The organism is Butyricicoccus faecihominis, assembly GCF_024462775.1.
GTDB classification, from domain to species: domain Bacteria; phylum Bacillota; class Clostridia; order Oscillospirales; family Butyricicoccaceae; genus Agathobaculum; species Agathobaculum faecihominis_A.
In genome coordinates this window covers 33,059-57,887 of record NZ_JANGCE010000004.1, presented here as the reverse complement: position 1 = coordinate 57,887, position 24,829 = coordinate 33,059, and the positions used below count along the sequence as shown (strand labels likewise).

The 24,829-nt window shown below is 60.2% G+C and carries 16 protein-coding genes; 15 read left to right on the top strand and 1 reads right to left on the bottom strand.

The features are described 5' to 3' along the window. Positions 1-23: 23 nt before the first annotated feature. The 8 genes from NE562_RS03885 to NE562_RS03850 all read left to right on the top strand — a co-directional run bounded on the left by NE562_RS03885 (position 24) and on the right by NE562_RS03850 (position 16,889). Positions 24-1,340 carry a cytochrome c biogenesis protein/redoxin gene (locus NE562_RS03885; protein ID WP_280961089.1) on the top strand — a complete coding sequence of 439 codons (1,317 nt, stop codon included), beginning with the start codon at positions 24-26 and terminating at the stop codon, positions 1,338-1,340. Positions 1,341-1,622: 282 nt separating this feature from the next. Then, on the top strand, positions 1,623-4,337 hold the full coding sequence (locus NE562_RS03880) for an EAL domain-containing protein (RefSeq protein WP_280961088.1): 2,715 nt from the start codon (positions 1,623-1,625) through the stop codon (positions 4,335-4,337). A gap of 360 nt (positions 4,338-4,697) precedes the next feature. Next, complete coding sequence (locus tag NE562_RS03875; protein WP_280961087.1) at positions 4,698-8,081, top strand: PD-(D/E)XK nuclease family protein; 3,384 nt, start codon at positions 4,698-4,700, stop codon at positions 8,079-8,081. Continuing rightward, entirely contained in the window at positions 8,062-11,622 is a 3,561-nt protein-coding gene (gene addA / locus NE562_RS03870; protein WP_280961086.1) for a helicase-exonuclease AddAB subunit AddA, read from the top strand. Before NE562_RS03875 ends, addA begins: the two co-directional genes overlap by 20 nt. A gap of 139 nt (positions 11,623-11,761) precedes the next feature. Further along, positions 11,762-13,267 carry an IMP dehydrogenase gene (locus tag NE562_RS03865; RefSeq protein ID WP_280961085.1) on the top strand — a complete coding sequence of 502 codons (1,506 nt, stop codon included), beginning with the start codon at positions 11,762-11,764 and terminating at the stop codon, positions 13,265-13,267. A 61-nt stretch (positions 13,268-13,328) separates the two neighbouring features. Further along, positions 13,329-14,594: a chloride channel protein gene (locus NE562_RS03860; RefSeq protein WP_280961084.1), complete on the top strand. Its 1,266-nt coding sequence runs from the start codon at positions 13,329-13,331 to the stop codon at positions 14,592-14,594. A gap of 150 nt (positions 14,595-14,744) precedes the next feature. Beyond that, positions 14,745-15,401, top strand: coding sequence for an HAD family hydrolase (locus NE562_RS03855; RefSeq protein WP_280961083.1), 657 nt, complete (start codon positions 14,745-14,747; stop codon positions 15,399-15,401). 111 nt (positions 15,402-15,512) lie between these two features. Beyond that, positions 15,513-16,889, top strand: coding sequence for an MATE family efflux transporter (locus tag NE562_RS03850; RefSeq protein ID WP_280961082.1), 1,377 nt, complete (start codon positions 15,513-15,515; stop codon positions 16,887-16,889). A gap of 6 nt (positions 16,890-16,895) precedes the next feature. Here the strand turns inward: NE562_RS03850 and NE562_RS03845 are convergent, their stop codons facing one another. Beyond that, the gene (locus NE562_RS03845) at positions 16,896-17,759 is read right to left on the bottom strand and encodes a MerR family transcriptional regulator (RefSeq protein WP_280961081.1); all 864 of its coding nucleotides are present in this window, start codon (positions 17,757-17,759) and stop codon (positions 16,896-16,898) included. A 143-nt stretch (positions 17,760-17,902) separates the two neighbouring features. On the opposite strand from NE562_RS03845, the gene NE562_RS03840 reads away from it, so the two are divergent. From NE562_RS03840 to rpoD, 7 genes are all read left to right on the top strand, one after another. Next, the gene (locus NE562_RS03840; RefSeq protein ID WP_280961080.1) at positions 17,903-18,361 is read left to right on the top strand and encodes an S-ribosylhomocysteine lyase; all 459 of its coding nucleotides are present in this window, start codon (positions 17,903-17,905) and stop codon (positions 18,359-18,361) included. A gap of 78 nt (positions 18,362-18,439) precedes the next feature. Then, the gene (gene rpmE / locus NE562_RS03835) at positions 18,440-18,643 is read left to right on the top strand and encodes a 50S ribosomal protein L31 (RefSeq protein ID WP_031475830.1); all 204 of its coding nucleotides are present in this window, start codon (positions 18,440-18,442) and stop codon (positions 18,641-18,643) included. Positions 18,644-18,771: 128 nt separating this feature from the next. Further along, positions 18,772-20,043: a GTPase HflX gene (gene hflX / locus NE562_RS03830; RefSeq protein WP_280961079.1), complete on the top strand. Its 1,272-nt coding sequence runs from the start codon at positions 18,772-18,774 to the stop codon at positions 20,041-20,043. Between the two features lie 14 nt (positions 20,044-20,057). After that, positions 20,058-20,696 carry a YigZ family protein gene (locus tag NE562_RS03825; protein WP_280961078.1) on the top strand — a complete coding sequence of 213 codons (639 nt, stop codon included), beginning with the start codon at positions 20,058-20,060 and terminating at the stop codon, positions 20,694-20,696. Positions 20,697-20,789: 93 nt separating this feature from the next. Further along, a complete protein-coding gene (locus NE562_RS03820; protein ID WP_280961077.1) occupies positions 20,790-21,791 on the top strand; it encodes a deoxyguanosinetriphosphate triphosphohydrolase in 1,002 nt (333 codons plus the stop codon). Between the two features lie 38 nt (positions 21,792-21,829). Next, positions 21,830-23,596, top strand: a complete 1,767-nt coding sequence (gene dnaG / locus NE562_RS03815; RefSeq protein WP_280961076.1) for a DNA primase — start codon at positions 21,830-21,832, stop codon at positions 23,594-23,596. 2 nt (positions 23,597-23,598) lie between these two features. Continuing rightward, the gene (rpoD, locus tag NE562_RS03810; protein WP_419195984.1) at positions 23,599-24,756 is read left to right on the top strand and encodes an RNA polymerase sigma factor RpoD; all 1,158 of its coding nucleotides are present in this window, start codon (positions 23,599-23,601) and stop codon (positions 24,754-24,756) included. Positions 24,757-24,829 lie beyond the last annotated feature (73 nt).

The following is a 24,829-nucleotide window of genomic DNA, read 5'->3' as shown; positions in this document are numbered from 1 at the left end:
CGATGGAATAAGGAGTTAACCCTATGGGCTTTACCGTATCCGCCGGCGTGCCGGCGCTGACCGTATTCTTGCAGGGCATTTTAAGCTTTTTCTCGCCCTGTGTGCTGCCGCTGGTGCCGCTTTATGTCGGCTACCTCGCGGGCGGCGCAAAAACTGTGGACGAGGACGGTACCGTGCATTACCCGCGCCGCCGGGTGCTGCTTAATACGCTGTTTTTCGTGCTCGGCGTCAGTTTCACCTTCTTTTTGCTGGGCTTCGGCTTCACGGCGCTGGGCCGGTTTTTCAGCAGTAACCGCGCGTGGTTCGCGCGCATCAGCGGCATCATCATGGTGCTGTTCGGCCTGTACCAGTTCGGCGTGTTTGGCCACGCGAACGCGATCGAGCGCGAGCGGCGGCTGCCGTTCCGGCTCGACCGGTTCGCCATGAACCCCGCCGTGGCCTTTGTTTTGGGCTTTACGTTCAGCTTTGCATGGACGCCGTGCGTCGGCCCCGCGCTGGGTAGCGTGCTGCTGATGGCGTCCTCCGCGGGCACCTCCGCCATGGGCTTTCTGCTCATCGGCGTGTATACGCTGGGCTTTGTGCTGCCGTTTATCGCGGTCGGCCTGTTCACCGGCGCGGTGCTGGACTTTTTCAAAAAGCACGGTCAGGTGGTGCGCTACACCGTCAAGGTAGGCGGCGCGCTGCTCATCCTGATGGGCGTGATGACGCTCACCGGCTTCATGAACGGCGTGACCAGCTACTTGTCGAACGTGGGCTCGCTGGCGGGACAGCAAGATCAAACAACAACGAACGAGCCCAAGGAGCCGGAGCCGGCCGAGCCCGCTCCGGACGAGAGCGAAACGCAGGACGGCGCAGCCGCGCAGCCGGAGGATAAGGACGTTATCGTAGCGCCCGATTTTACGCTGACCGATCAGTTCGGCGAAACGCATACGCTATCGGATTACAAGGGCAAGACCGTGTTCCTCAACTTTTGGGCCACTTGGTGCCCGCCGTGCCGCCGCGAAATGCCGGATATTCAGGCGCTTTATGAAAGCTACGGAAAAAACGCGGAGGATTTGGTGGTGCTGGGCGTAGCCAATCCAAAAACCGACGAACATCCGTACAATCAGGATGTGAGCGAGGCCGAGGTGACGCAGTTTTTGACGGATAACGGTTATTCCTATCCGGTCGTGATGGATACAACGGGCGATGTGTTCGCCGATTACGCGGTCAGCGCGTTTCCGACCACCTTTATGATCGATAAGGACGGCAATGTTTTCGGCTATATTGTGCAATCTCTTTCCGCGGATATGATGGAAAGCATCGTCAAGCAAACGATGGAAGGCTCCGCCGCGCAATAAGGCGGAAGAACTGGCGCGCCGCAGGTTTTAGCCTGCGGCGCGCGCCGTGTTTCCGGGGGCATAATCAATGTTTGCAAAAGCTTGTTTCCTGTGCTATACTGAGTCTTGAAAACGGTATCAGTTTTTAGGATGGCATCCATTTGCATACTAAAATGGTATACAAATTGGCGGGGATATTGTTCCCGCTTATCGTATTTTAACGCATCTTTACCGGCCTGTTTCGCGCTATGTGACAGGCGGTTTTTTGCTATAAACAGATTTAGGATACATGGGGGGAGCGGCATGACGGGCGGCAATGCATGGCGAAAGAAACTAATTGCCATTGTTTTATCAATCGCTTTGGCTGCGGTGGGCTTGCTGTCCATTGTATTCATTGAAAGGCTGCAAGGCAACGCCCGCGTCATCAATTACGCGGGCGTGGTGCGCGGCGCGACGCAAAGGCTGATCAAGCAGGAAATGCAGGGCATGAACAACGACGCGCTGATGCGGCGTCTGGACGCCATCATAGAGGAACTGAAAACCGGTGAAGGCGAGCTTGGGCTGATCCGGCTCAATGACGCGGCGTTCCAGCAGCTGATGCTCGAAATGGAAGGCGAATGGGCGGAGCTGAAAACCGAGATTCTACATGTGCGGCAGGGCGCGGACGACCGGCGGCTGTTCGAGCTGAGCGAACAGTATTTCGACCTTGCGGACCGTACGGTATCCGAGGCGGAGGCGTATTCGGCGCGCAACGCGCGCATCGTCAAGATCTGCTTTTTAATCTTGGCTGCTGTCTTTATGGTCGTGGCGGTATTTCTGATCTGGCTCAGCTCGGTGCAAAATAAACGGGAAAAGGCGCTTGAAAAAGCGCAGAATGAAAACGAAAAGAGAAGCGAGCATCTGACGCAGATGACCAAGGCGCTGCAGGCGCCCATCAATGAAATATCCGAACTCATCTACGTGTCGGATATTGAAACCTACGAGTTGCTGTTTGTCAACGAGGCGGGCAAAAAAACGTTCCATCTGGACGAGGTGAACGGCCAGATGTGCTATCAGGCGCTGCAGGGCAGGGACAGCCCGTGTCCGTACTGCACGAACTCCAAGCTGAAGCCGGGAGAAAATTATAGCTGGGAAACCACCAACCCGCTGACCAAGCGCCATTATATGCTCAAGGACCGGCTGGTCGAATGGGATGGACGCATGGCCCGTCTGGAAATCGCCTTTGATATGACGCAGGTGGAGCAAGAGAAGCAAAAGCTGAAATACGCGCTGGACACGGAAAATATGGTGATGGAATGCATCCGGATTCTTTACCAAGGGCGCGATCTGGATAACGATATCCACCGGATGCTGGAACAGGTCACTACTTTTTTAGGGGCGGAGCGCGCCTATATTTTCAGTTTCCACAGCGGTTCGAGTTCTAATGATTATGAATGGTGCGCGCCCGGCGTTGCACCGCAAAAGGAAAACCTGCAGGCTGTGCCGATGTCCGCCTTCGGGCGCTGGATCCCGACGTTTGAAAAGCAGGAATGCGTCGTGATCGAGGATGTGGAGGATTACCGCGTAAGCGATCCGGAGGAATACCAAACGCTTGCGGTGCAGGGCATCAATAGCCTTGTTGTGGCGCCGCTGGAACGCGACGGCAAGCTTACCGGCTGTCTGGGCGTGGATAATCCGCCGAAGGATAAGCTGTGGAATATTGCGTCGCTGCTGCAAACGCTCTGCTACTTCATGATGCTGGCGTTTCGCCGCGCGGAAAATGAACAGCAGCTTTCGCATTTGAGCTTTTACGATACTCTGACTTCGTTTTATAACCGCAACCGGTTTATCAAAGATCTGGATTCGTTGGCGGATGAAAACGTGTCTGTCGGCATCGTCTATCTCGACGTAAACGGGTTGAAGGCGGTAAATGACAAGCAGGGGCACGCCAGCGGCGACCAGCTGCTGATCGAGGCGGCCGGTAAAATAAAGGCGGTGTTCCGGCAATCGGATTGTTACCGGGTGGGCGGCGATGAATTTGTCGTCATCTGCCTGAATATACCCGAGGATCGGTTTGAAGAAAAGGTGGCGCAGCTTAAACAAAGCTTTGCGTTTGATGCCCGCTGTAAAGCGGCCATCGGCACCCATTGGGCGGAAAGCTTCCAAAATCCCAACCAGATCGTGGCCGATGCGGACGCCAAAATGTATGAAGACAAAAAAGAGTTTTACAGAAAAAACAAAGCGGCAAACCGCTATCGTTATCACAGCGACGACGTGCTGCAGCTGGCCGATCCGAACATCCTGCGGGAAGAAATAAACCGGGAACGTTTTGTGGTTTACTTGCAGCCCAAGGTATCGTCCTCCGACCGCACGGCGGTGGGCGCGGAGGCGCTGATCCGTTACCAGTCCAGCGACGGCGCGTTGGTTTTGCCGGGCAATTTTCTCCCGCTTTTGGAAGAAGCGAAGACGATCAGCCAGATCGATTTTTACGTTTTCGAGCTGGTCTGCTCCAAGATCGATTCTTGGTTTAAGGAAGGCAAAAGCGGTTTTCCGGTTGCCATCAACTTTTCCCGCTACTCGCTGATTCAGCCGCACTTTGTCGAGCGGTTGGTCGAGATATGCCGGAAATACGGTATTTCGCCCACTTACTTGGAGATCGAGATCACGGAAAGCGTGCGGGAAGTGGATGGGATCGACATCAGCCGTCTGGTCACGGAGCTGCGAAGGAAGGGCTTTGCGGTCACGATAGACGATTTTGGCACCGATTACGCCAACTTGGCGTTGCTGACGGCGGTGGAATTCGACGTGCTAAAGCTGGATAAAAGCATGGTGCAGGATGTGGCGAGCAACGCCAAAACGCAGGCCATGATCACATCGATCGTGGATAGCTGCAAGAAGATGGGGATCCAACTGGTGGCCGAAGGCATTGAGCAAGAGGAACAGCTGGGCGCTTTGCGCGCTTGCGGCGTGGAGCTGGTGCAGGGATATCTGTTCAGCAAGCCGATCCCCATAGAGGAATACGAATCACGGTACTTATAGGGGACAGCCTGAAGCAAGGGATAGTGGAAAACACTATACCTTGCCTCTCAGACTGTCAAAAAACAAGTTTTGACAGTCTGTCGATCGAAACATAGCCCCATTTCGATCGAGAATTCCGACTTCTGCGCGCGCCTTACAGGCACACTTGAAGTCGGTTTGTATAAAAACCGAGATACATGCTCCCGGTTTTTATGAATTTTGCCGCAAACGGCAAAATTCTATTTTATGCGCGCTGCGGCGCGAGGGAGTTCTTTGATACGCTGTGAGGCAAGGTATAGTGGAAAACACTATACCTTGCTTCTTTTTCTGTTCCGTGCTACCATATAAAGAAATATCATGTTTTTGAAAGGAGGCGGCGGCATGCGTATCCTGACCGGCCGGGCGGGCAGCGGGAAAAGCACGTTTCTGCTCCGCGAGATCGCCGGATGCTGCGAGCGGGGCGAGGGGCGGCAGATTCTTCTGGTGCCTGAGCTGAATTCCCACATATACGAACGGAGGCTCGCGAAATTCACGAATAACCATGGCGCGCGCACCGCCGAAGTGCTCACCTTTTCGCGGCTGACCGACCGGGTGCTGGCCGCCGTGGGCGGCTTGGCGCAGCAGGCGCTGACGGACGCGGGGCGGCTGCTCACCCTGCAGCGCGCCGCGCTTACCGTGCAAACCAGCATCCAAGCGTGGCCCGGCCTTGCGGATAAGCCTGAGCTGCTGCGCGAGGCGCTGGCGCTGATCGATGAGTGCAAGACCTGCGCCGTGCCGCCGCAGTCGCTTTTTGAAGCTTCGGGCGAGGCGGAGGACACGGCGCTTGCGGCCAAGCTATCCGATCTGGCGGTGCTGCTCACCGCCTACGACCGGCTTTGCGACGAGTCGCTGCCCGATCCGCGCGACCGGCTGACCCTGCTGCGGGACGGCCTCGCGGCGTCGGGCGTGCTGGACGGCGCTGCCGTCTATCTGGATGGCTTTTTGAGCTTCACCCCGCAGGAAACACAGGTGCTGGACACGATGCTTGCCTGCGGCGTGCCGCTCACCGTGGCGGTGACGGGTGATTTGCGCTACCCCGATGTGTTCGTGACCGGCTGCCGCACGGTAAAGGCCCTTTCGCGCATGGCGGCGCGGCATGGCAAGGAAGCCGAAAAAATAGACTTGGGCGAAAGTAAAATACCCCGCCCGGCCGATTTGGCGGCGCTGGAAGCGGAAGGTCTGCTGCCGCTGCGCACACCGCGTCCGGCAGAGGGGCAGGGCGTTTGCATCTATGCCGCCGAGACCGTGTTTGAGGAATGCGAGCACGCGGCCGCGCTCATCCGCCGCCGCGTGCGGGAGGAGGGACTTCGGTACCGTGATTTTGTGGTGGCCGCGCGCGATATGGCGGGGTACGAGGCTCCGCTCGCCATGGCGATGGAGCGGTACGGCGTGCCCTGCTTTTTGGCCGAAAAGCCCGATCTGCTTTCCCGCCCGCCGATCGCGCTGGTTGCCCTCGCGCTTGAGGCGGTGCGCACGCATTACCACTATGAAGAGCTGTTCGGCTGCTTCAAGACCGGCCTGACCGCGCTTTCTTGGGACGAGATCGACAAGCTGGAAAACTATGCGCTCACTTGGGGCCTGCGCGGCGGCGCGTGGGAGCGCCCGTGGGAAGCGCATCCGGACGGCTACGGCCTGCCCATGGACGAGGCCGCCTCCGCGCGTTTGGCCGAACTGAACGCGCTGCGGGAAAAAGCGATCGCGCCGTTTGCGGCGCTGCGCGCGTCCCTTGCGGGCGAAAACGCGGCGGTGGATTGCGTGCGCGCGCTCTACGCCTTTTTGTGCGCGGTGCGCGCGCCCGAGCGCCTTTCGCAGCGCGCCGAAGCGCACGAGGAGGCTGGGCGGCCGCAGCTGGCCGATGAATACCGCCAGCTATGGGACATTCTGGTTTCCGCGATGGAGCAATTTGCTTGGGTATGCGGAGAGATACCGCTTACGGCCGAGCGGTTCTCCGCCTTGTTTCGGCTGGTGCTGGGCGAGTACGAGGTGGGCACCATCCCGGTATCGCTCGACCGGGTGACCTGCGGCGATATCGACCGCGCCTGCGGCGAAAACGCCAAGCATGTGATCCTGCTTGGCGTGAACGACGGGCTGATTCCGCGCACCGGCGCGGGCGCGGGACTGTTGACGGATTTTGACCGGGAAAAGCTGGACGCCCTCGGCGTGGAACTGAAAAGCTACGGGGCGGAACGGCTGCTGATGGAGCAGGAAACGCTTTACCGCGCGCTGGCCTGCCCAACGGAGAGCCTAACCCTTTGTTGGCACGCGGCGGACGCGGCGGGCAAGGAGGCGCGGCCCTCTTACTTCATCGGCGCGGTGCGCAGCCTGCTGCCGGGCGTGCCGATGAAGGATTTTCACGGCAGCGCCGACCGGCTGGAGGCCGAAGGCCCGGCGATCGAGCTGGCCTGCGCCTATCTCGCGGGCGACCATACGCCCGCCGCGCGCGCGGCCTTTGAAGCCTACCGGGGAGAGGAACGGGTGCTCGCCGCGAAAAGCCAGCGGCTTGCGCGCGGCCCGCTCGAAAACCGGCACACGATCGACGGGCTGTACGGCAAGCAGCTGAACCTGACCGCGTCGCGCGTGGATACGTTCTATTCCTGCCGGTTCGCGTTTTTCATGCAGTACGGTTTGAAAGCGAAAAAGCGCCGCGTGGCGAAATTCGACGCGATGCAGACCGGCACCTTTCTTCATTATGTGCTGGAACACGCGCTCACCGCGCTGGGCGAAAAGCCGGGCGGCGCGGCGGCGGCCACGGCCGAGCAGGCAAAGCGCGCCTGCCGCGAGGCGGTGCGCGCTTATGTGCGGGACGAGCTGGGCGGACTGGAAGGGCAGACCGCGCGCTTTCGCTATCTCTTCCGCAGGCTGACCAAAACCGCAGAGGAAATTTTGGATAATGTGCTGGAGGAATTGCGCGTTTCCGACTTCGCGCCCATTGATTACGAGGTGGACTTTTCGCGCTCCGGCGATCTGCCGCCCATCTCGTGCGAGGACGCGGGCGTGGAGGTCGCGCTTTCCGGCAAGGTCGACCGGGTGGACGGCTATGTAAAGGACGGCCGCCTGTATCTGCGCGTGATGGACTATAAAAGCGGCAAAAAGTCGTTTTCGCTGTCCGACGTGTGGTACGGCCTGAACATGCAGATGATCATCTATCTGTACGCCTTGCAGCAGGAGGGTCTGGACCGCTACCGCGAACGGCTGGCGGCCGAGCTAAACGAGATCGTGCCCGCGGGCATTCTGTACGTACCTGTCAGGGACGAGCTGCCCGAAGCCGCCCGGGATGTGGATGAAGAAACGCTGCGCGACATGCGCGACAAGGCGCTGCGCCGTTCCGGTCTGGTATCCGACGATATGGAGCTGCTGGACGCGATGGAGCGCGGCCTTTCGGGCGACGGACGTTTTTTGCCCGTTTCCGTCAAGGTGAAAAAGGGCGAGGACGAGCCGACGCTCACCGCCCGTTCGGCTGTGGCCGATCTGGCGAAGTTCGGCAGACTGGCGCGCTACACGCGGCAAAAGCTGCTGGAAATGGGGCGCGAGCTGCGCGCGGGCAGCATAGGTGCCGATCCGCGCAAAAAGGACAAGGTATCGAGCTATTGCGATTGGTGCGATTACCGCGCGGCCTGCCGGTTCGATGAGAGCGCGGGCGACCGCGCGCGCCTGCTGCGCCATTTGACGAACGAGGAATTTTGGGACGAGATTGGGGGAACGCCGAATGCCGCAGTGGACAAGTGACCAACGCCGCGCGATCGAGGACCGGGGCGGCGCGCTGCTGGTATCGGCGGCGGCGGGCTCCGGCAAGACCGCCGTGCTGGTCGAACGGGTGCTGCGCCGCCTGACCGATGAGCGTGACCCCGTGGATATCGACCGGCTGCTGCTAATGACCTTTACCTCGGCCGCCGCGGCCGAGATGCGAGAGCGCATCGCCGCCGCGATCGCCCAAGCGGCGGCGGGGCGCCCGTCCGACACGCGGCTGCGCCGCCAACTGTTTTTGACGCACCGCGCGCAGATCACGACCGTGCACGCGCTGTGCCAGCGGCTGGCGCGCGAGCAGGCGGCGGAGCTTGGTATCGCGCCGGATTTTCGCGTGCTGGACGAGCAGGAAGGCAAGCTGCTGCGCGCCGAGGTGCTCGAAACCGTGCTGGAAGCCGCGTATGAGCGCGAGGACGCGGGCTTTTTCGCCCTGTCCGACCTGCTCTCCGCCGGGCGGGACGACGCGCGGCTTGCCGAGACCGTGCTCGCCACCCATGAAAAAATACAGGCGCACCCCGACCCGCGCGCGTTTTTGGAAGCCGTGCGGCGCGGCCTGTACGCGGGCGACATGAACACCCCGCACGCGCGCGTGCTGCTCACCCAGTCGCGCGAGGCGGCGGCGCACGGCGCGGCGTTTTTGCGGCAGGCGGTGGAGGAGCTGGCTGGCATAGACCAGCTACAGGACGCGTATTTGCCCGCGCTGACAAGCGACCTGCGCGGGGCCGAAAGCCTGCTCGCGGCGATCGATTCCGGGGATTGGGACGCGGCGGTATCCGCCGCGCAGGAGATATCCTTCGACCGGCTGAAAGCCGCGCGCGGCTTTGAGGACAAAGCGTTTTTGGAGCATATCAAGGCGCTGCGCGAGGAGTGGAAAACCGCGGCCAAGACGATTTCAGGCAAATGGCTCGCCGTGGGTACGAACGACGCGGTGTACGACCGCAGCCTGATTGCCCCGGCGATGAACGCGCTGATCGACACGGTGAACGCCTTTGACGAAGCGTTCGCCGCCGCCAAGCGGCAGCGGAACGCCGCGGATTTCAACGATCTGGAGCATTTCGCGGTGCGCCTGCTATTGAAGGACGGCGCGCCGAGCGCGCTGGCCCTTTCGCTGCGCGAGCGCTACGCGGAAATACTGGTGGATGAATATCAGGATACCAACGCCGTGCAGGACGCGATCTTCGGCGCGCTGTCGCAGGAGGGACGCAACCTGTTCATGGTGGGCGACGTCAAGCAGAGCATATATGGCTTCCGACTGGCCGACCCTTCGATCTTTCTGGCTAAATACCGCGCGTTTTCAGACGCGGGCGAGGCGGCGGACGGCGCGCCGCGCCGCGTTGTGCTGGGGCAAAACTTTCGCTCCCGCGCCTCCGTATTGGACGCCTGCAATTTTATCTTTGAAGCTGTGATGGGCGACACGGTGGGCGGTCTTACCTATACGGCGCGCGAAGCGCTGTATCTCGGCGCGGCCTTTCCGGAACCGGGCGCGGCGCGCTATAAGACCGAGGTGCTGCTCGCGGACGCCGCCGCCGCGGGCGAGGACGACGACGCGGAGGATAAGACCGCGCTGGAGGCGCGTTTGGCCGCCCGCCGTATCCGCGCGCTGCTGGACGAGGGCTTTCCCGTGCTGGATAAGGAGACCGGAGCCCTCCGGCCCGCTTCGCCGGGCGATGTGGTGATTTTGCTGCGCTCGCCCCGGACCAAGGCGCGCGTCTATGTCGACGCGCTGGAGGCGTACGGCGTCGCGGCCTCGGCGGAGGAGCGCGGCGGGCTTTTGGAAACGAGCGAGGTGTCGCTCATGGTATCGCTCCTTTCGGTGATTGACAATCCCCGGCAGGATGTGGAGCTGATCGGCGTGATGCGCTCGCCTCTTATGGGCTTTACCGAGCAGCATTTGGCCGATATCCGGCTGCTCGATCGATCGGCCAGCTTTTACGACGCGGTGCGGCGCGCGGCGGCGGACGATGCGGCGTGCGCTTCCTTTCTCGCGCGCCTTGCCGCGTGGCGCGACTATGCGTGCGACGCGCCTGTGTGCCGCCTGATCTGGCGGCTGTATCAGGATACCGGCGCGCTGGGTTTTGTGGCCGCCCAGCCGAACGGCGTGCAGCGGCGGCAGAACCTATACGCCTTTTTCGAGCGGGCGCGCGCGTTCGAGGCTGCGGGCAGCCGCGGGCTGTTCGCCTTTGTGCGCCGCCTGCGCGGTATGCTGGAGACCGGCGAGGATTACCAGCGGGTGGACGCCGCCGCTTCGGGCGGCGTGGTGCGCATCATGTCCATCCATAAATCCAAGGGCTTGGAATTTCCCATCGTTTTGCTCGCGGACTGCGCCAAGCGCTTTAACGAAAGCGACCTGCGGCAGGCGGTGCTGGTGCACAGCGAACTGGGCTTTGGCTGCAAGTGCCGCGATACGGCGCGCGGCGTGCAATACGACACGGCCGAGCGCGCGGCGGTCGCCGCCGCGCAGCGGCGCGAGATGGTATCCGAGGAGCTGCGCGTTTTGTACGTCGCCATGACGCGGGCCAAGGAAAAGCTGATCGTCACCTGCGCGAGCGGCACGCTCTCAGCAAACCTGCAAAAGTGGGCGCTGCTCGCCGCGCTGCCCCGCTTGCCGCAATACGCGATGGGCGCGGTGCGCGCGCCGCTCGCTTGGCTGATGACGCCGCTGCTGCGCCACCCGTGCACGCGCGAATTGCGCGAGCAGTACGGACTAACCGTGCCCGAAGCGCCGGGCGCGCCGGATGTTTTCACCGTGCGCGTGATCCCGGCGGGCGAGCTTGCGCCGCCCGCCGAAGCGGAGGTTTTGCGCTTTGCGGACGGGGCGGGGGAAACGCTTCAAGTGCCGCCAGCAAAGCCCTATCCGCAGGCGTTTTTGAGCGACCTGCCCAGCAAGCTGACCGCGACCGGCATTGGCCGGGGGTACCGGGCGGCGGAGGCGGCCGAGCAAACGCCCGCGCCCCGGCGCGAAAAACAGCTGCGCGTGCCGCTGTTTGAGGCGGGGCAGGTAAAGCTTTCCCCGGCGGAGATCGGCACGGCCCACCACCTGTTTTTACAGTTTTGTGATTTTGAAACCGCGCAAACGCCGGGCGGAATCGAGCGGGAGCGGCAGCGCCTGCGCGAGCGCGCCATTCTGTCGCCCGCGCAGGCGGACGCGGTGGACGCCGCAAAAATAGCCCGCTTTTTTGAAAGCCCCCTTTTCCGCGAGACCATGCGGAAGGGCCGGGTGCGGCGGGAATTCAAATTTTCCATTCTTGTGCCGGCGGCACTGTATTGGCCGGAAGCCAAGGCGGCCCCGGACGAGCGCGTGCTGCTGCAAGGCGTCATCGACTGTTTGATCGAAACGGACGCGGGCTTTGTCCTTCTCGATTTTAAGACCGACCGGGTCGCGGCGGACGGCGTTGCCGCCCGCGCCGCGCGCTACCGCCCTCAGATGGAGGCCTACGCGCTCGCGGTAAATGAGATATTCGGCAAGCCCGCGTATCAAAAGCTTTTGTATTTCCTGCATACGGGCGCGCAGTGTGAAGTATAGCTTTATGCCGATTGCATAAGCGGTAAGTGACAAAAGGCCGCAAAAACCGTCACAAGCATGCTTTACTTTGCGCGGGGAAAAGGATATAATAAATACCAATAATAACTTTAAGACAGGAAAGAGAAAAGGAGCAGTATCCATGGCTTTTTACTTCAAGGAACCATCGCGCACCTTCAGCGAATATCTGCTCGTGCCCGGCTATTCCTCCGCGGAATGTATCCCCGCGAACGTGAGCCTGCGCACGCCGATCGTCAAGTTTAAAAAGGGCGGCGAATCCGCCCTGTACGCCAACATCCCGCTGGTCTCAGCCATCATGCAGGCGGTCTCGGACGACCGTATGGCCATCGCCTTGGCGCAGGAAGGCGGCATTTCCTTCATTTACGGCTCGCAGTCCATCGAGAGCGAGGCCGCCATGGTCGCCCGCGTCAAGAGCTACAAGGCGGGCTTTATCGTATCCGATTCCAACGTTATGCCGAACCAGACCTTGGCGGACGTTTTGGCGCTCAAGGAGCGCACCGGACACTCCACCGTGGCCGTGACCGAGGACGGCACGGCCACCGGCAAGCTGCTCGGCATCATCACCAGCCGCGATTACCGCGTTTCCCGCATGGAGAAAAACGTGCCGGTCACCGAGTTCATGACTCCGTTTGAAAAGCTGATCACCGCCCCGGCGGACACCAGCCTGAAAACGGCCAACGACATCATCTGGGATCACAAGCTTAACGCGCTGCCGCTGGTCGATGAAAACCAGCGCCTTGTCTATATGGTTTTCCGCAAGGATTACGACAGCCACAAGGCCAACTCCCTTGAGCTGCTCGACGCGCAAAAGCGTTACGTGGTCGGCGCGGGCGTCAACACCCGCGATTTTACCGAGCGCGTGCCGGCGCTGGTCGAAGCCGGGGCCGATGTGCTCTGCATCGACTCCTCCGAGGGCTTTTCCGAATGGCAGAGCCGCACGATCGCTTGGGTCCGCGAGAACTACGGCGAAAGCGTCAAGATCGGCGCGGGCAACGTGGTGGACCGCGAGGGCTTCCGCTTTTTGGCCGAAGCCGGGGCGGATTTCATCAAGGTCGGTATCGGCGGCGGTTCGATCTGCATCACGCGCGAGCAAAAGGGCATTGGCCGCGGACAGGCCACCGCATTGATCGAGGTAGCCGCCGCGCGCGACGAGTACTTCCTTGAGACCGGCATTTATATTCCCGTTTGCTCGGACGGCGGTATCGTGCACGATTACCACTGCACCATGGCGCTCGCCATGGGCGCGGATTTCCTGATGCTGGGCCGCTATTTCTCCCGATTCGACGAATCGCCGACCAACAAGGTCAATGTAAACGGCAGCTATATGAAGGAATACTGGGGCGAGGGCTCTTCCCGTGCGCGCAACTGGCAGCGCTACGATATGGGCGGCGATAAAAAGCTTTCCTTCGAGGAGGGCGTCGATTCCTACGTGCCGTACGCAGGTTCTTTGAAGGACAACGTGACGCTGACGCTCAACAAGGTGCGTTCCACCATGTGCAACTGCGGCGCGCTGAACATTGCGGATTTTCAGAAGAAGGCCAAGATCACGCTCGTTTCCGCCACCTCGATCGTCGAGGGCGGCGCGCACGACGTGGTGCCGAAGGAAACTGCTTCCACTTCCAAATAAAACACTTTTTTGCCCCGCAGCCTTGGCCGCGGGGCAATTTTGGCCGAAATGGGGGATAATCATGGAGACGCCGAGGGAGTATTTCAAACGGCAGGCGAAAAACGGGCTTATTTTTTTGCGATGGTGTGTGTTCGGGGCGATCATCGGCGTGACCGTCGGCGCGGCGGGCGCGGGGTTCCACCATGCGCTCGACTGGGCGGGCGAAACGAGGGATCACCATTGGGCGCTGCTGTATCTGCTGCCGGTCATCGGCATCATAATCGCTTTTTTGTATGAAAAGGCCGATCTGCCGCTCGAGCGCGGCACCAATTTTATTTTGACCTCTGTGCGGGAAAACCACCCGGTGCGGCTGCGTATGGCGCCGCTGATCGTCGTGGGCACGGTGCTCACGCACCTGTGCGGCGGTTCGGCGGGGCGCGAGGGCGCGGCGCTGCAGCTGGGCGGCTCTATTTCGGGCAATATCGGCCACTGGATGCGACTGGACGACCGGGACGCCCGCACGATTACCATGTGCGGCATGGCGGCGGGCTTTACCGCGCTGTTCGGCACGCCGCTCGCGGCCGTCGTTTTCGCAATGGAGGTCATCAGCGTGGGCGTGATGTACTACGCCGCGCTGTTTCCGTGCGTGCTTTCCGCCATGATCGCCAGATTGGTGGCCGCCCGCCTTGGCGTGTTCGCGAAGGAATACGCCATCATGGGCGTGCCTTCGGGCGACGCAGTGGGCGTTGCCGTGCTGGTGCGGCTTACCGTGCTGGGCGTTTTGTGCGCGGTGTTCGCGGCGCTGGTCTGTATTCTGTTCCACCGCATCGGCGGACTGTTAAAGCGGGCGTGCCCGAACCGGTACCTGTGTATCGCGCTGGGCGGCGTGATCGTGATCGCGCTGACGCTTCTTTTGCAGACGCACGATTACAACGGCGCGGGCATGCAGGTGATCGAGCGGGCGCTCTTAGGGCAGGCTTCGCCGCTCGCGTTCTTCTGGAAGCTGCTGTTTACCGCTGTGACCATCGGCGTGGGCTACAAGGGCGGCGAGATTGTGCCCGTGTTCTTCATGGGCGCGACGTTCGGCTGCGTGGCGGGCGGGCTGCTGGGCCTTACCCCCTCGTTCGGCGCGGCGCTCGGCATGGTGGCGGTGTTCTGCGGGGTGACCAACTCGCCGCTGACCTCGATGTTTTTGGCCTATGAGCTGTTCGGCGGCTCGGGCCTGCCGATGTATGCGTACGTGATCGCGATCGCCTACATGCTGTCCGGCTATTACGGCCTGTACAGCGAACAGAAGATCATCTACTCCAAAATGCGGCCGCAGTTTATCGACCGGAAAACGAAGTGACAAATAATTAGGAATTAGGAGTTGAGGAAGCTCGCGTATGCTCGCTGTATTAGAATAAGGACGAGTCGGCTTCAGTGTCAGCTACTGACCGTTCGTCACCAAATTACTAATTACTAACTACTAATTATCAAAAGAAGGGGGAAGTGAAGAATGACCGAAATACAGGGTGCGATTTTTGATATGGACGGCACCCTTTTGGATTCCATGCCGGTTTGGGATCAGCTCAGCCAGCGTTTTTTGGGACAGTACGGCGTTGACGTGACCAAGGCGGATTACGAAGCGATCGAGGGCACGACCCAGCTGCAAGGCGCGCAGTACTTTATCGATACCTATCCCTTTCTGCCGCTGACCGCGGAAACGCTGATTGCCGGGCTGGATCAGCTGATCACCGCGCGGTACGAGCAGCTTGCGCGGCCCAAGGACGGCGTACGCCCCTTTCTTGAAGGGCTGCGGGCGCGCGGCGTAAAGCTGGCGATCGCGACGCTGACCGCGCGTCACCACGCGGAAAAGGCGCTGCGCGACCGGGGACTTTTGCAATATTTTGAGTTCATGCTCACGATCGAGGATGTGGGCGTATCCAAACGCGAGCCGGATATTTATCTTGCGGCGGCGGACCGGCTGGGGCTGCGCCCCGCTTGCTGCGTCGTATTCGAGGATGCGCCCTATGCGGGGCAGACCGCGAAGAAAGCGGGCTTTCGCGTGTGCGGCATGGCCGAACCGGCCTACGCCGAAGGGGAGCGCCTGCTCCGCGCGGCGAGCGACTGGTTCGTCGAGCGTTCTTTTGACGAACTTTCAGGGAAAATGTAAAAAACCCCTTGAAAAGCGTAGGATTATGCCTTACACTATACGTATGAGAAAAGCTTGACGGCTGCGGCGGAGAATTCCGCCGCAGCCGCATTTTGACAGGAGGGTTTTTGTTTGGAACAAACCAATAAGATGGGCACCGCCCGTATGGGTCCGCTGATTTTTTCAATGGCGCTGCCCGCGATGATCTCGATGCTGATCAACGCGCTGTACAACATCGTGGACAGTATCTTTGTGGCCCAGTATTCGCAGAGTGCGCTGGCCGCGGTCTCGCTGGTATTTCCGCTGCAAACGCTGGTGATCGCGCTGGGCGTCGGCACCGGCGTGGGCGTCAACTCGCTGATCGCCAGACGGCTCGGCGAAAAGCGCCAGCTGCACGCGAACTCCGCCGCGGAGCACGGCATCGCGCTATCGGTGATCGGCGGCGCGGCGTTCATCATCATCGGCTTCGTGCTGGCCGGGCCGTTCCTCGGCGCGTTCAAAGCCTCGGAGGAGGTATACACGCAGGCGGTGCAGTATTCGCATATCGCGGTGGGCCTCAGCGTATTCGTGCTGATCTCCATGATGTGTGAAAAGATCCAGCAGTCCACGGGCAACATGATGATCCCGATGGTGCAGGGCCTGACCGGCGCGATCATCAACATCATCCTCGACCCGCTGCTGATCTTCGGCATCGGCCCGTTCCCGCGTCTGGGCGTGCAGGGCGCGGCGATCGCGACCGTCGTTGGCCAGATCGCAGGCATGGTGATCGGCCTGTGGGGTGTGTTTGTGCACCAGAAAATCTTGCAGGTAAAAATGCGCGAGTTCAAGTGGCGCGCGCGCACCGTGCAGGATATTTACCGCGTCGGCCTGCCCGGCATCGTCATGCAAAGCGTCGTTTCCGTGATGACGGCGGGCCTGAACGGCATCCTCATCGGTTTTTCGCAAACCGCCGTCAACGTGCTCGGCGTGTACTTTAAGCTGCAAACCTTTGTGTTTATGCCGGTGTTCGGCCTCAATCAGGGCGCGCTGCCCGTCATGGGCTACAACTACGGCGCGCGCAACAAAAAGCGGCTGGGCAGCGCGTATAAAATTACGCTCGGCGGGGCGGTCGCCATCATGGTGCTGGGTCTGATCGTGTTCCAGCTGTTTTCCGAAAACATGCTGATGATGTTTGTGGACAAGAACGACGCGGCTGCCGCGCAGGAAATGCTGGCGGTGGGCGTGCCCGCGCTGAAGATCATCAGCCTATCCTTCCTTGGCGCGGCGTTCGGTATCATCAACTCGACTATCTTTCAGGCGGTTGGCCGGGGCATGGCCAGTTTGATCGTTTCGGTCTGCCGCCAGCTCGTCATCATTCTGCCCGTGGCTTGGCTGCTGGGACAGTGGAAAGGTCTTTCGGCCATTTGGTATTCGTTCCCGATCGCGGAGATCGCGGCCTTCTTTATCTCCTACGCGCTGCTTTACCGTATTTACCGTACCGAGCTGCGCACGCTCGGCGACGGCGACTGACAGGGCCTACCCGCCGAGATACGCCCGGATGGCGCGCCCGATAAAACGGGACGCGCCGGCGCCGTATTTCTGATCCGTCGCTTGGATAAAGGCGGGGTTTGAGAGATAGAGCTCCGCCATAAAGGGCCAATAGTTTTCGCCCATTTCCATATCGCCGTTGCAGGCGTTTACGAATTCAATCAGCTCACCGACCGCCGACCGCACTTCCGCTGCGTTTTCGTCGCGGTCCTGAAGCGCGGTCAGCCTTTGGGTCAGTTCATCCGTTTTGCGGCTGAGGCCTTCCGCGTCCGCCGGGGACACGGAAGGGCCGTTCTCCAAAAACGCGGCAAGATTTTTTTCCATGGCGTTGGTGTAGCCGCTCAGGCTGCCGAATTGCTTTTCTGCCATTTCGGCGATCTCGTTTTCATTGCCCTGCAGCTCCCGCACCATTTCGTCAAAACGCTCCATACTGCCGAGCCGCGTGGTGATGGCCTCGGTGTGGGTGCGTTTGAAGTCGTCTAGGATACGGTAGTATTCTCGCATATCAAACGTTTTGAAATCCATACAAGCTTCTCCTTTGATCAGTTTGTCAAGCAGCCCCAGCATGGCGGAGAGCCGGTCGCGTTTGAGTTCGAGCAGCTCGCGCTGCTTTGCAAAGGCGGCCGCTTTGTCGAACGCGGGTTCTGACATGATCGTTTTGATTTCCTTGAGCGTGAACTCAAGTTCTTTGAAAAATAGGATTTGCTGCAGCTTTTCGAGCGCAGCGTCGTCATACAGGCGGTATCCCGCGGCGGTGGTTTGCGTTGGCTTTAATAAGCCGATTTCGTCGTAGAATTGCAGCGAGCGGATGCTGACGCCTGTCAGCAAAGAGACTTGTTTGACCGTCATCATAAAAAGGGCATACCTTCTTTCCAGCAGAATGGGGAGGGCTTTGTAAACCGGTTTTACAACTTCTACTGTACACTATCACGATGCGTGAGAGTCAATACTTATTTATATTTTAATTTTTCCAGTACGGAAAAGGAGACGGTAGCATGAAACGCATTGCAAGCTTTGAAGTAAACCATGATAAGCTCACGCCGGGCATGTATGTTTCCCGTGTGGACGGCGATATCACGACTTATGACATCCGCATGGTCTATCCGAACGCGGGCACGTATCTTTCGCCCGCCGCCAGCCATACGTTTGAGCATTTGTTCGCAACCTATGCGCGCAATTCGCGGTTTGCGGAAAACATTATTTACTGCGGGCCCATGGGCTGCCAGACCGGCTTTTATTTTCTGGTGCGCGATCTTAAGCCGGCCGACGCGATCGCGCTGGTACGCGAAACGATGGACTTTGTCGCGGCGTACGAGGGCGAGATCCCGGGCGCGAGCCGCGTGGAATGCGGCAATTATCTGCTGCACGATCTGGCCGGAGCGAAAAAGCTGGCCGCGTCCATGATACCGGTATTGCAGGATTGGAGCGAGGAAAAACTCGTTTATCAAAAATAATTCTTGCATTTTGCAAACATATGTGATATCATGATTTTACGACTTTGAGATATTTATCGTGGAAAGAGGTGAAACAACATGAAACAGGGCATCCATCCCGAGTACAAGCAGACGACCATCCGCTGTGCCTGCGGCAATGTCATTGAGACCGGCTCCACCAAGGAGAACATCGTCGTTGACGTTTGCTCCAAGTGCCACCCCTTCTTCACGGGTAAGCAGAAGCTGGTAGACACCGGCGGACGTGTTGATCGCTTCAAGAAGCGTTTCAATCTGGATAAGTAATTACGGGAAACCATCGAAACGTCTGTTTTCGATGGTTTTTTGTTTCGGTCGGAACAGATGCGGTCGCTTTGCGATTTTTAACATGCGCGCCTTATGCGCGCGGCGTCCCGAAAGGGAGGAATTTTTTTATGAACGAAAGAAAAGAAGAGAAAAAAATAGAACGGGCGGTGCTGGTCGGCCTGTCCTGCCCCGGCTTTAGCCGGGAGGAGGACACGGACGAGCGCACGATGGACGAGCTGCGCGCGCTGGTGGAAACAGCGGGCGGCGAAGCCGCCGCGATGACGCTGCAGCGCCGTCCCGCGCCCGATGCGCGCACGTTTATCGGCGAGGGCAAGGCGCTCGAGGTACGGCAGCTGGCCGAGGCCGAGGGGGCCGACCTGATCGTGTTTGACAACGAGCTGTCCCCCTCGCAGATGCGCGTGCTCGAAGAGGAGACCGGCCTGCCGGTGCTCGACCGCTCGGGGCTGATTCTCGATATTTTCGCCCAACGCGCCCGCACGGGCGAGGGCAAGCTGCAGGTCGAGCTGGCGCAGTACCAGTATATCCTGCCGCGCCTTGCCGGTCTCGGCAAAACGATGAGCCGCCTTGGCGGCGGCATCGGCACGCGCGGCCCGGGCGAAAGCAAGCTGGAAAGCGACCGGCGGCATATCCGCCGCCGTATCGATAAGCTGAAGGAGGAGCTGGAGCAGGTGCGTCAGGTGCGCGCCGTACAGCGCCGCCAGCGCAAAAAGACCGAGCTGCCCATGGTGGCGATCGTCGGCTACACAAACGCGGGCAAAAGCACGCTGCTCAATCAGTTGACGGGCGCGGGTATCGAAGCGAACGACCGCCTGTTTGACACGCTCGATCCGACAACGCGCAAAAAGCGCATTTCGGATACGCAGGAGATCCTGCTGTCCGATACGGTGGGCTTTATCCGCAAGCTGCCGCACCATTTGATCTCGGCCTTCAAGGCAACGCTTGAGGAGCTGACCTATGCCGATCTGCTGCTGCACGTCATCGACGTATCCGACGAGGATTGGCGCGGGCAGGCCGAAACGGTGGAAAAGGTCATCGGCCAGCTGGGCGCGAAGGAGATCCCGCGCATCCTTGTTTTCAACAAGGCGGATAGGTGCGATCCGGATGTGCTGCCCTTTATAGACCCCAAGGAGGGCGTGAAAATTTCGGCTAAAACGGGCGCGGGACTGGACGGGCTGCTGGCGGCGGTCGAGCAGGCGCTCGGCCGGGGTAAGCATCCGGTCCGGCTGCTCGTTCCTTACAGCGAGGGCGCGGTGCTCGACCTGCTGCACCGCGAGGCGCAGATTGAGCGCACGGAATACGTCGAAAACGGCACGCTGGTCGAAGCCGTGGTGGATGATAAAACGTTCGGCCGCGTGGCCGCATATTTAATTGAAGAGTGACCGGTGGTGCCCTTATGACGGAAAAAGATTATTTTGTACCCGCCGCTCCGTTTGGCGAGGATGGGTTTGAGGAAAAACGCTCAAAATTCATCGGCAGGCTATGGCGGGTGGAAACGGCGGACGAGGCGCTCGCCCGTTTGCGCGAGGTGCGCGAGGCGCACCGGGACGCCAACCACCACTGCTGGGCCTACCTGATCCGCGAAGGCAACCTGATGCGATACTCGGACGACGGCGAACCGCAGGGCACGGCGGGTATGCCCATTCTGGACGTGCTGCGCCATATGGAGCTGACAAACGTGCTCTGCGTGGTAACGCGGTATTTCGGCGGCGTTTTGCTTGGCACGGGCGGACTGGTGCGCGCGTACACCAAGGGCGCGCAAGTGGCCGTGGAAGCGGCGGGCGTACAGCGGATGAGTCTTTACGCCGAGGTGCTCATCGCCTGTCCGTATCCGCTTTTTGACAAGGTGCAGCGCCTGCTGCCCGATTTTGACTGCGCGGTGCAGGATACCGATTTCGGCGCGGATGTGACGCTGACCGCCACCGTGCCCGCGGGCGGAGAAACGGCGCTGAACGAGGCGCTGGCCGAGGCGACGGCGGGTGCGGTCTATGCGGAGACCATCGAGACCCGGTTCATGGGCCGCAAAATTTTCTAAAAATATTCTTTACGAAAAAAGAGGATTTTCTCCGCGCGCGCGGTATAACCAATATGCAAGACATTTTCGCTGTGTCAAAAGGGAGGAAATCCTATGACCGTCAGGGAACAGCAGCAGGAGCGGGAAGCGCTTATTTTAGCGGACTGGGCCACGCCGTCCTCCACCTCGCATGGGCGGCAGCGGCCGATGGCCGAGTGCCCCTACCGCACCTGCTTTCAGCGCGACCGGGACCGGATCATCCACTCCAAGGCGTTTCGCCGGCTCTCGAATAAAACGCAGGTTTTTATTTCGCCCGAAGGCGACCACTACCGCGCCCGGCTGACGCATACGTTGGAGGTGGCGCAGATCGCGCGCACGGTCGCGCGCGCGCTGGGCCTGAACGAGGATCTGACCGAGGCGATCGCCCTTGGCCACGATCTTGGCCATACGCCCTTCGGCCACGCGGGCGAGCGCGCGCTGGACGAGGTGTGCCCCCTCGGCTTCCACCATAACGAACAGAGCCTGCGCATGGTGGACCGGCTGGAGGAACTGAACCTTACCTATGAGGTGCGGGACGGCATCGTTTGCCACACCGGCGCGAAAAAAGCGGATACGCCGGAAGGGCGCATCATCCATTACGCCGACCGCATCGCCTACATCAACCACGATATCGACGACGCGGTGCGCGGCGGGCTAATCGCCGCCGAGGATATCCCGGGCTCGCTACTTGATAGCTTGGGGGATTCGCACGGCCGCCGTATCGACACCATGGTGACCGCGATGATCTCCTACGGGCAGCAGCACCGCGAAATCGGCATGGACAGCCGCGTACATGACGATATGATGGCGCTGCGCGAGTTCATGTTTAACCATGTCTATCAGGGCACCGAGGCGCAGAGCGAGGAGCAGCGCGCCAGAAATATGCTGCGCATGCTCTATGAATACTTTGACGCCCACCCGGAGGAGCTGCCGGAGGATTACCAGCGCCTGATGCGCGAGGGCGACCCGCGGGAGCGCGCCGTTTGCGATTATATCGCCTGCATGACGGACCGCTACTCGATCGCGACCTATAAGCGAATATTCATCCCGAAAAGCTGGAATAAAATAGAAGCCTGACGAAATGGGTATGCTATAGAGAAAAGAGGTGACGGGAAGTGCCGTTCGACCGTGTGTTTTTGGACGAGCTGGCCGCGCGAAACGATATCGTCGATATCGTCTCTCAGTATGTACAGCTGAAAAAGAGCGGAGCAAACTATTTTGGCTTGTGTCCGTTTCACAATGAAAAAACGGCGTCGTTTTCCGTTGCACCGGATAAGCAGATCTTTCACTGCTTTGGCTGCGGGGCGGGCGGCAGCGTAATCACCTTTGTGATGAAGGCGGAGGGGCTGGAATTCCCGGACGCCGTACGCTTTTTGGCAGGAAAGGCCGGTATGGAGGTGCCCACGCAGGGCGAGGCCGACCGGCAGGCGGCCCGCCGCCGCGACCGGCTGTATGCCTTGTGCAAGGACGCCGCGCGCTTTTTTTACGATACGCTTTGGCAGCCCGAAAACCGGGCGGTGCAGCAATATTTTTTCAACCGCGGCCTGCACCGGCGTACGATGAACCGTTTTGGTCTGGGTTATGCGCCGGACAACTTTTCCGCGCTTTTGGACGCGATGAAGGCCAAGGGCTACACGCGGGAGGAAATGCTGGACGCCGGGCTTTTAAGCAAATCCGAAAAGGGGCGCGTGTACGACCGGTTCCGGGGCCGCGTGATGTTTCCCATCATCGATGTGCGCGGCAATGTGATCGCCTTCGGCGGCCGCGTGATGGATGATTCCAAACCAAAGTACCTGAATTCACCCGAAACGCCGATTTTTCACAAGAGCCGCAACCTTTTTGCGCTGAATTTGGCTAAAACCACGCGAAACGGTTACTTTATATTGGCGGAAGGGTATATGGACGTCATTGCCCTGCATCAGGCGGGGTTCGATTCGGCGGTCGCCTCGCTCGGCACCTCGCTGACCGAGGATCAGGCCCGCATGATGGCGCGGCATACGAGTGAGATCGTGATCTCCTACGACGCGGACGGGGCCGGGCAGGCCGCCGCCCAGCGCGCGATCGATATTCTGGGGCGCTGCGATTTGCAGGTCAAGGTGCTGAAAATACCGGGCGCAAAGGACCCGGACGAGTTTCTGCGCGAAAAAGGGCCGGATGCGTTCCGCGCTTTGATCGAGCGGAGTGAAAACCACAACGCTTACCGGCTGGAGCAGATCGCCTCCAAGTACGATTTGGAGGACGACGAGGCGCGCGTGCTGTTCCTGAAGGACGCGGCGCGTATGCTCGCGGGTATCGACAGCGGAGTCGAGCGCGAGGTGTACGCGGGCAAGGCGGCGCGCATGGCGGGCGTCACGCCGGAAGCCATGCTGGTCGAAGTCAAGCGCGAGCTTGGCATTCGCCTGAAAAAACGGAAAACCGCCGAGCGGCGCGAGATCCGCTCGCCCGTGGGCATGGCGCAGCCCAAGGACCGCTCCCTCACCTATCCGGATATTAAATCGGCCAAGGCGGAGGAGGGCGTGCTGCGCCTGATCTTTTCCGATCAAAAGCTGGTGGCGGGGCTGAAAAAAGATTTGCCCGCCGCGTGGTTCTCCGCGCCGGTGCTGCGTAAGATATACGAGCGCGCACTGGAACTGGACGCCGAAGGGCACATGGTGGACGTCGTGGCCTTTGAAGGCTATCTGGAGCCGGGGGAAATGAGCCACCTGACCCGTGTGCTGAACGAAGGCGTTCCCGCCGCGGAGCAACAAAAAGCGCTATTAGAATACATAAATACCATCAGGCTGCAGCGTGTCAAGGACGGCACGACCGCCGAGCAGGGCGAGGATCCGCTGCTGACCTTTGGACGCATGAAAAAACAAAACGCTGGAGGACAAACGATATGACGATGAGCAATACGAACGCAAAGGGCGGCGCGCCGGATATGGAGCAGCAGCAGAAGGTTTTGACCGATCTGCTCGCGCTGGGCAAGAAAAACGGCAAGCTGACGCTCAAGGAGATCGCCGACGCGCTCTCCCAGCTGGAGCTGGAGAGCGAGGACATCGATAAGCTGTACGAAACCATGGAAGGCATGGGCATCGAGATCGAAGCCGAGGGCGTTTTGGAAAAGGCGCTTGGTAATGACGACGACGAGGTGTTCGAGCCCGAGGAAGTGGAAGAGGTCCCCGAGGAGGAGCTGGTTGACACCTCCGCCATGGCCGAGACCTTTGCGATCGACGACCCGGTGCGTATGTATTTGAAGGAGATCGGCAAGGTCGATCTGCTCTCGCCGGAGGAAGAGATCGCGCTGGCGGAAAAAATGGCCGCCGGCGGCTATCCCGGCGAGCAGGCCAAAAAGCGTCTGGCCGAGGCAAACCTTCGTCTGGTCGTTTCCATTGCCAAGCGTTATGTGGGCCGCGGCATGCTGTTTCTCGACCTGATCCAAGAAGGCAATCTGGGCCTGATTAAGGCGGTCGAAAAGTTCGACAGCACCAAGGGCTTTAAGTTCTCCACCTATGCGACGTGGTGGATCCGTCAGGCCATCACCCGCGCGATCGCGGATCAGGCGCGTACCATCCGCATTCCGGTGCACATGGTGGAAACGATCAATAAGGTCATCCGCGTTTCCCGCCAGCTGCTGCAGGAGCTGGGACACGACCCCAGCCCGGAGGAGATCGCCAAGGAAATGTCGATGCCGGTGGACCGCGTGCGCGATATTTTGAAGATCGCGCAGGAGCCGGTTTCGCTTGAAACGCCGATCGGCGAGGAAGAGGATTCCCATCTGGGCGATTTTATCCCGGACGACGACGCGCCCGAACCGGCGGAGGCCGCATCCTTTATGCTGCTCAAGGAGCAGCTGGTCGAGGTGCTCAAAACGCTGACCCCGCGTGAGGAAAAGGTGCTGCGTCTGCGCTTCGGCATCGAGGACGGCCACACCCGCACGCTGGAAGAGGTGGGCAAGGAATTCAACGTCACCCGCGAACGCATCCGCCAGATCGAAGCCAAGGCGCTGCGCAAGCTACGCCATCCGTCCAGAAGCAAGAAGCTAAAGGATTTTTTAAACTAAACGATACAATTATGGTAAAGCGGCTTGCTCCGTTGGGAGCAGGCCGCCAGACTGTCAAAAAATAATTTTTTGA

What these genes read in the sequence shown, in the direction of transcription:
- NE562_RS03885 (WP_280961089.1), top strand. Translation starts at nt 24, where the DNA reads ATGGGCTTTACCGTATCCGCCGGCGTGCCGGCGCTGACCGTATTCTTG.
- NE562_RS03880 (WP_280961088.1), top strand. Translation starts at nt 1,623, where the DNA reads ATGACGGGCGGCAATGCATGGCGAAAGAAACTAATTGCCATTGTTTTA.
- NE562_RS03875 (WP_280961087.1), top strand. Translation starts at nt 4,698, where the DNA reads ATGCGTATCCTGACCGGCCGGGCGGGCAGCGGGAAAAGCACGTTTCTG.
- addA (WP_280961086.1), top strand. Translation starts at nt 8,062, where the DNA reads ATGCCGCAGTGGACAAGTGACCAACGCCGCGCGATCGAGGACCGGGGC.
- NE562_RS03865 (WP_280961085.1), top strand. Translation starts at nt 11,762, where the DNA reads ATGGCTTTTTACTTCAAGGAACCATCGCGCACCTTCAGCGAATATCTG.
- NE562_RS03860 (WP_280961084.1), top strand. Translation starts at nt 13,329, where the DNA reads ATGGAGACGCCGAGGGAGTATTTCAAACGGCAGGCGAAAAACGGGCTT.
- NE562_RS03855 (WP_280961083.1), top strand. Translation starts at nt 14,745, where the DNA reads ATGACCGAAATACAGGGTGCGATTTTTGATATGGACGGCACCCTTTTG.
- NE562_RS03845 (WP_280961081.1), bottom strand. Translation starts at nt 17,759, where the DNA reads ATGATGACGGTCAAACAAGTCTCTTTGCTGACAGGCGTCAGCATCCGC.
- NE562_RS03840 (WP_280961080.1), top strand. Translation starts at nt 17,903, where the DNA reads ATGAAACGCATTGCAAGCTTTGAAGTAAACCATGATAAGCTCACGCCG.
- rpmE (WP_031475830.1), top strand. Translation starts at nt 18,440, where the DNA reads ATGAAACAGGGCATCCATCCCGAGTACAAGCAGACGACCATCCGCTGT.
- hflX (WP_280961079.1), top strand. Translation starts at nt 18,772, where the DNA reads ATGAACGAAAGAAAAGAAGAGAAAAAAATAGAACGGGCGGTGCTGGTC.
- NE562_RS03825 (WP_280961078.1), top strand. Translation starts at nt 20,058, where the DNA reads ATGACGGAAAAAGATTATTTTGTACCCGCCGCTCCGTTTGGCGAGGAT.
- NE562_RS03820 (WP_280961077.1), top strand. Translation starts at nt 20,790, where the DNA reads ATGACCGTCAGGGAACAGCAGCAGGAGCGGGAAGCGCTTATTTTAGCG.
- rpoD (WP_419195984.1), top strand. Translation starts at nt 23,599, where the DNA reads ATGAGCAATACGAACGCAAAGGGCGGCGCGCCGGATATGGAGCAGCAG.